The sequence below is a fragment of the Gracilimonas sp. genome (assembly GCF_035704785.1).
Classification (GTDB): domain Bacteria; phylum Bacteroidota; class Rhodothermia; order Balneolales; family Balneolaceae; genus Gracilimonas.
In genome coordinates, this window is sequence record NZ_DASSWP010000105.1 from 1 (window position 1) to 5,640 (window position 5,640).

At 43.9% G+C, this 5,640-nt stretch carries 6 protein-coding genes; 1 reads left to right on the forward strand and 5 read right to left on the reverse strand.

Annotated elements, in window-relative coordinates; translation table 11 throughout:
- Positions 1-52: 52 nt before the first annotated feature.
- The 5 genes from VFM80_RS06295 to VFM80_RS06315 all read right to left on the reverse strand — a co-directional run bounded on the left by VFM80_RS06295 (position 53) and on the right by VFM80_RS06315 (position 4,936).
- Entirely contained in the window at positions 53-271 is a 219-nt protein-coding gene (locus tag VFM80_RS06295; RefSeq protein WP_395070668.1) for a hypothetical protein, read from the reverse strand.
- Positions 272-370: 99 nt separating this feature from the next.
- Positions 371-1,624: an NAD(P)/FAD-dependent oxidoreductase gene (locus VFM80_RS06300; RefSeq protein WP_395070670.1), complete on the reverse strand. Its 1,254-nt coding sequence runs from the start codon at positions 1,622-1,624 to the stop codon at positions 371-373.
- A gap of 21 nt (positions 1,625-1,645) precedes the next feature.
- Entirely contained in the window at positions 1,646-2,476 is an 831-nt protein-coding gene (locus VFM80_RS06305; RefSeq protein WP_395070672.1) for a hypothetical protein, read from the reverse strand.
- A gap of 2 nt (positions 2,477-2,478) precedes the next feature.
- Complete coding sequence (gene hslO / locus VFM80_RS06310) at positions 2,479-3,381, reverse strand: Hsp33 family molecular chaperone HslO (protein ID WP_395070674.1); 903 nt, start codon at positions 3,379-3,381, stop codon at positions 2,479-2,481.
- 379 nt (positions 3,382-3,760) lie between these two features.
- Complete coding sequence (locus tag VFM80_RS06315; protein WP_395070676.1) at positions 3,761-4,936, reverse strand: Glu/Leu/Phe/Val family dehydrogenase; 1,176 nt, start codon at positions 4,934-4,936, stop codon at positions 3,761-3,763.
- A 291-nt stretch (positions 4,937-5,227) separates the two neighbouring features.
- Here VFM80_RS06315 and VFM80_RS06320 point away from each other — a divergent pair.
- A partial coding sequence (locus tag VFM80_RS06320; protein ID WP_395070677.1) for a DHH family phosphoesterase occupies positions 5,228-5,640 on the forward strand: 413 nt, incomplete at its 3' end.

Sequence of the window (5,640 nt, forward strand, 5' to 3'; positions counted from 1 at the left end):
AAAGTAAGGCTCAACCAAATTCCCACTCCTGAGATTGTTCCCATTGCAGGGACTAAAGATCGAGATACAAAAAAGTAATCTCCCCGGAAGTCGGCATACAGGTTGCCAGTTTAGCAGCACTGGAGGCTGTGATCATACAAACAACACCGGCAATTAGGTAAGCAAAAATAGCTGCTGGCTCTGACATTTCCAGCGCTACGCCAGCAAGTAAAAAAATACCGGCGCCGATCATGGTTCCGGCGCCTATGGTCAGGGCATCCCAAAAGCCCAACTCACGTTTTAAATCTGCAATAAAATTTTTGGGTTAGTTGATCTGCAGAAACTAATATCTATTTGTGAGAAGTAAAATTACCTATATGATATTTTCGGTTCATCCCCATACTTCCTCATTTTTTGCTATCAACCGTACACCTCTCTTAAACGTGATGTAGTGCCAGGTCCATTCCGCAAATACCCTAAATCGGTTTCGGAAGCCGATCAGGAAGAAAATATGGATCAATCCCCACATCAGCCACGCAAAAAAGCCGCTGAATTTAAATCCGCGAATATCAGCCACTGCTTTAGCGCGGCCAATGGTTGCCATGGTTCCTTTGTCCACATAGCTAAAGGGTTTGCGGGTTGAAGCGGGGTGGTCATTCTTAATGAGGTTTCCGAGGTATTTTCCCTGCTGTAAAGCAACCGGAGCAAGTCCGGGCAGGGGATTCCCGTTTTCATCTTTCACATGGGCGGCATCTCCCGCAACAAAAATATGATCAAAGCCAGCGATAGAAAGATCGTCTTCTACCATAGCGCGTCCCATTCGGTCGGTTTCAACTCTAAGCTCCTGAATGATGGGTGAAGCTTTGACTCCCGCTCCCCAAATAATATTTGGAGTCTCAATAAATTTCCCATCAATCTGAACGCCATCTTCTATGATTTCCTGAACGGGTGAATTCAAAAGGACTTCTACGCCCATATTTCTAAGGGTTTCTAATCCCTTTTCAGGAAGTGGGTGGTCGAATCCGTTTAGAATACCATCAGCCGCCTCTACCAGGTAGATCTTCGTATCCTCCGGTTTGATATTTCTGAAATCACGCATCATACTGCGTTTGGCAATTTCAGCGATAGAGCCGGCCATTTCCACACCGGTGGGTCCGCCGCCAATGACCACGTACGTGAGATATGGTTTTCGTTTTTCGGGATTTATGATCTGTTCGGCTTTTTCAAGCGAAAGCAAAATACGTTCCCGGATTTCGAGGGCATCGGATAAGGTTTTTAATCCCGGTGCATGTTTTTTCCAGGCTTCATTCCCGAAATAATTGTACTGAGCTCCGGGCGCTAATACCAGATAATGAAAGGGGAGGCTGGCTCCGTTTCCCAAGAGGATGCGGCGGGCTTTTTTATCAATTTGGGTGACTTCCCCCAATACTACCTGCACATTTTTCTGTTTGCTGAATATAGCCCGAATGGGCATTGCAATATCGCCGGGGGAAAGAGCAGCCGTGGCTACCTGGTACAACAAAGGCTGAAAGAGGTGATGATTGGTTTTGTCAACAATGGTAACGTTGAAATCTGATTTAGCCAGTTTTTTGGCGACGGAAATCCCAGCAAATCCGCCCCCGACAATGATCACGTTTTTCCCCATAGTTCAACAAGTAAAGGCCGGTTATTCTTTCATTTTGGGCTTCGAAATTTCATCAAAAGTAACTTCTTCATAATCATTTTCCGGAATCTCAATATCACTCGAATTAGTTTCCTTCTTATGATGGGTGGCGGTGGCTTTGAAATGACGTTCAATTTTTCCCTGCAGGGTTTCAGTCAATTCTTGAAGGTCTTTCTTTTGTTTGTCTTTTCGGCCTTTCACAAAACGAGTATATAAATAGGTGCCGGTAAGAATGAGAAGCGACACTATCATTGGAGGAGCTACATCATTACCAAACTCTCCATAGATGCTGCCTGCAAACATCATAAATCCACCAAAAGCAGCGGCTATAGCCGGCAGGTAGAGTTTATTGATTGTTTTGAGGCTTTTGGAAACACGTATCTTGGTGTTGTTGTCTATTTGCTCGAATTCAACTTTTGGAGAGTTTGATGAAGCAAACAGCCTGGAAATGCCCGAGGGTTTAGCCTCCCAAATGATTTTATTCCTTCGCTGTGAAATATTCCCCATTGTATTGAAGTGATATTCCACATGACTCTTCAATTCATGCAATAATTCTTTATCAATTCTACCGTTTGCAAACCCAATTACCTTTGCAGAATTGTAGTCTAACGTATCAACCAAAATAGGTTCAGTAACAGGAATTCCGTTATGCTCAAGATAGGCTTCATACACCCCGTTGCGAGGAAGATCGAGTTCATCTGTTATCTCAAAAAGCTTCTTAAGCTCATCATTTTCATTACCGGGTGAAAAACTTGAACTGCCTTCCCTGAATTTTTTAAGCAGCGTTGCTTTTTGAATAATGCTTCGAATTTCCGTGTCACTGAGCTTGCCCATAATTAGTTTAATTTAGCCTGTGCATCCATAATTATTTTTTCGACTTCATCCTTCGATATACGCTCTGTTTTGTTGCAATATTGACAAACCACTTCCTGTCCCTCACCTTCCATATCCTTTAGGTCATCAAGGCTGAGCATGGATAAAGCATTTTTAAATCGTTTGCGGGTACATCGGCAGAAGAAATCTACCGGCTGTCGGTTTAGCTCTTTAACTTTCAGGGGTGAAATGGCCTTTGCCATGATCTCATCGATATATTGTCCGTCGGAAAGGAGTTCATCAATGGCCGGAAAAGAACTCAATCGTTCCTGGAGCATATCAATTTGTCCATCCGGGGCATCAGGCAGGCGCTGTATCATGAGTCCGCCGGCATGAGTAACATCGCCATCCTCATCAATACCCACATCGATCAGAAGGGCGGAAGGAATTTGTTCGGACTGAGCAAGATAATGAGCTACATCGCTGTTAACATCCCCTTTTACCAACTGAATGCTGCTGGTACGTGGTTCTGCTTCATTATATAAAATCTTAGAAAAAGTGAGGATACCGAGGCCAATACCATCCCCAAGTTCTGTTTCAGGATCAGAATAATCGAGCTCCGCGGTGGGATTCTTAACATAACCCCTGATCTCGCCCACAGAGTTAGCCTCAGCCACTAAATGACCGATTGGGCCACTGCCGTCCATACGGAGCTGTATGCGCTCTTCACCCTTTAGCTCAGAAGCCAAAAGCATAGTTGCGGTTAGTGCTTTCCCAAGAATGACAGTATTAAGCAGTGAAAGCTTGTGGTTATCTCTCGCTGTTTTTACTACTTCCGTGGTTTTCACTACGGATATTTTGAAGTGACCGTCTGTGGTCATTCCCTTGATAAGCCGGTCTTTGAAATTGTACTCTTCGATGTTCATAGGAGTGATAGAATGCAGTTAAAAATATCTCTATTATATTTATTTCGCCTTAAAGATACGCAGAATTATGGATTTTATTGGATGGGGTAGGTGTAATCTATTGTTGCCATTGGCACCTTCGACCCACCCCTTCCCGATTATCGGGACCCGAGCGGGGAAGCTCTTTGGTGGGTTTCTATGTTGAACTGGAGATTGTAGCCATTGTCGAGAACCGTTAATTTATCTCAATTTAACCACAACGTCTTCCTCTCCCGGGAGAGGAAACAAAGGTGAGGGTCAAAGCTGCCAAAGCTCAGTAATTCTTCACTAAACCCAATGCACAAAAAAAGGACGTAATGTATACGCCCTTTTTCTAATGATCTTAATAAAGGTGGATGGATCAGTCGATAAAACGCTTATAAACTTCTCCGAGTCTTCCGGAAACATTGGCTTTGGAAGAATACTTATTTTTAATGTTTCCAATGGTCTCAATGCGTTTTTCAGCTAAAGCGTTGGACGCTTTGTGAGCCGGAATTCCATGCTCTTCGGAATAGTTCAGAATATCGGTGATGGTGGTATAGATATTACCGGCATTCTGGAGAGCTCGTTCTTCATTGTATCCTTCAAGTTCGCTGGCAATATTGATGATTCCGCCGGCATTGATCACATAATCAGGAGCGTAAATAATGCCTTTTTCGAGCAGCATCTCTCCGTGTTTGTCTTCCACATCAAGCACATTATTGGCACCGCCTGCAATGATATCACACTTGAACTGATCCAAGGTATCATCGTTGATCACCCCGCCTAAAGCACAGGGAGTAAAAATATCCACATCCAGCCCATAAATGGAATCAGGATCAACTACTTCAGCTCCCACTTCTTTGGCAAGTTCATTTGCTTTGTCTCCATATATATCACAAATAAAAAGCTCTGCACCCTCCTTGGCAGCATGTCTAGCGAAATAAGAAGCTACATTTCCGGCTCCCTGTAATGCAATTTTCTTTCCTTCAAGGGAATCACTTCCGTAGGCTTTTTTGGCGCAGGCTTTCACACCCATGTAAACTCCATAAGCAGTAACGGGAGATGGATTCCCACTTCCGCCCAATGCTTTGGGAATTCCGGTCACATATTTAGTCTCGGAGTAGATCCATTCCATTTCCTTCTCGGTCATCCCGACATCTTCTGCGGTAATGTATCGCCCACCAAGTCCATCCACAAAACGTCCGAATGAGCGAAATAAAGCTTCAGTCTTTTCGGTGTGAGGATCGCCAATGATCACAGCTTTTCCGCCGCCTAAATTCAGTCCGGAAATAGCAGACTTGTAGGTCATGCCGCGTGAAAGGCGAAGTACATCCTTCATGGCCGCTTCTTCAGATTCGTAATTCCACATACGGGTTCCTCCAAGAGCGGGGCCAAGCGTGGTATTGTGAATGGCGATGATGGCTCGCAGTCCTGTTTCAGGATCGGAGCAGATCACTACCTGCTCATGTTTTTTGTCGGCCAGTTCGTTAAAAAGCGGAAAATTCTTGTTCTCTTTAGTCAATGTTTTGGATTCTTTAGTGAATACTTTTGTCATAATGGAAGATAAAAATTTTTATAGAGAGGCGGGTTAATGGAACCGCTTCCAAAGGTCGGAATTTATTTACCGGTTCTCAACTATATTGAAGCTCGTTATACTAAAGTTTGTAAGATAAGGTTGAAATAAGACCATGCTTGAGCTTTTCAGGGTACAGCAATTTATATAAACAAAGATGCTGATTTTCTCCCGTTTAATAGTATTTTATATGTAATAGAACGCAACTAGCGTTGGCGTACCGGCCTGACCGCCGAACAGCCTCTATGAATAAAAATAAAGAGCACAATAATCATGTCATTCCGCTGGGTGTACGCGCAGCCGGAGCAGGAAGAGTCTACCCCGGATTTAGGGAGTAAACTTGGAATACCGGACAAAATAGCCCGACTACTGGCTTTACGCGGCATAGAAACATACGATGATGCAGAATACTTTTTCAGACCGAAGATAGAAAACCTCCACGATCCTTTTTTAATGAAGGATATGGAAGTCGGAGCTGAACGCCTGGCACTGGCTATCCGCAAAAGTGAAAGAGTACTCGTTTACGGCGATTACGACGTAGACGGAACTACAGCTACGTCGTGTATATATACCTTCCTTAAAGAATTTGGAGTAGACGCCCACTACTACATCCCTCACCGCTTCAAGGAGGGATACGGAATAAATCCTGATGGCATTAAATTCGCAGAAGATATCAAGGCTTCACT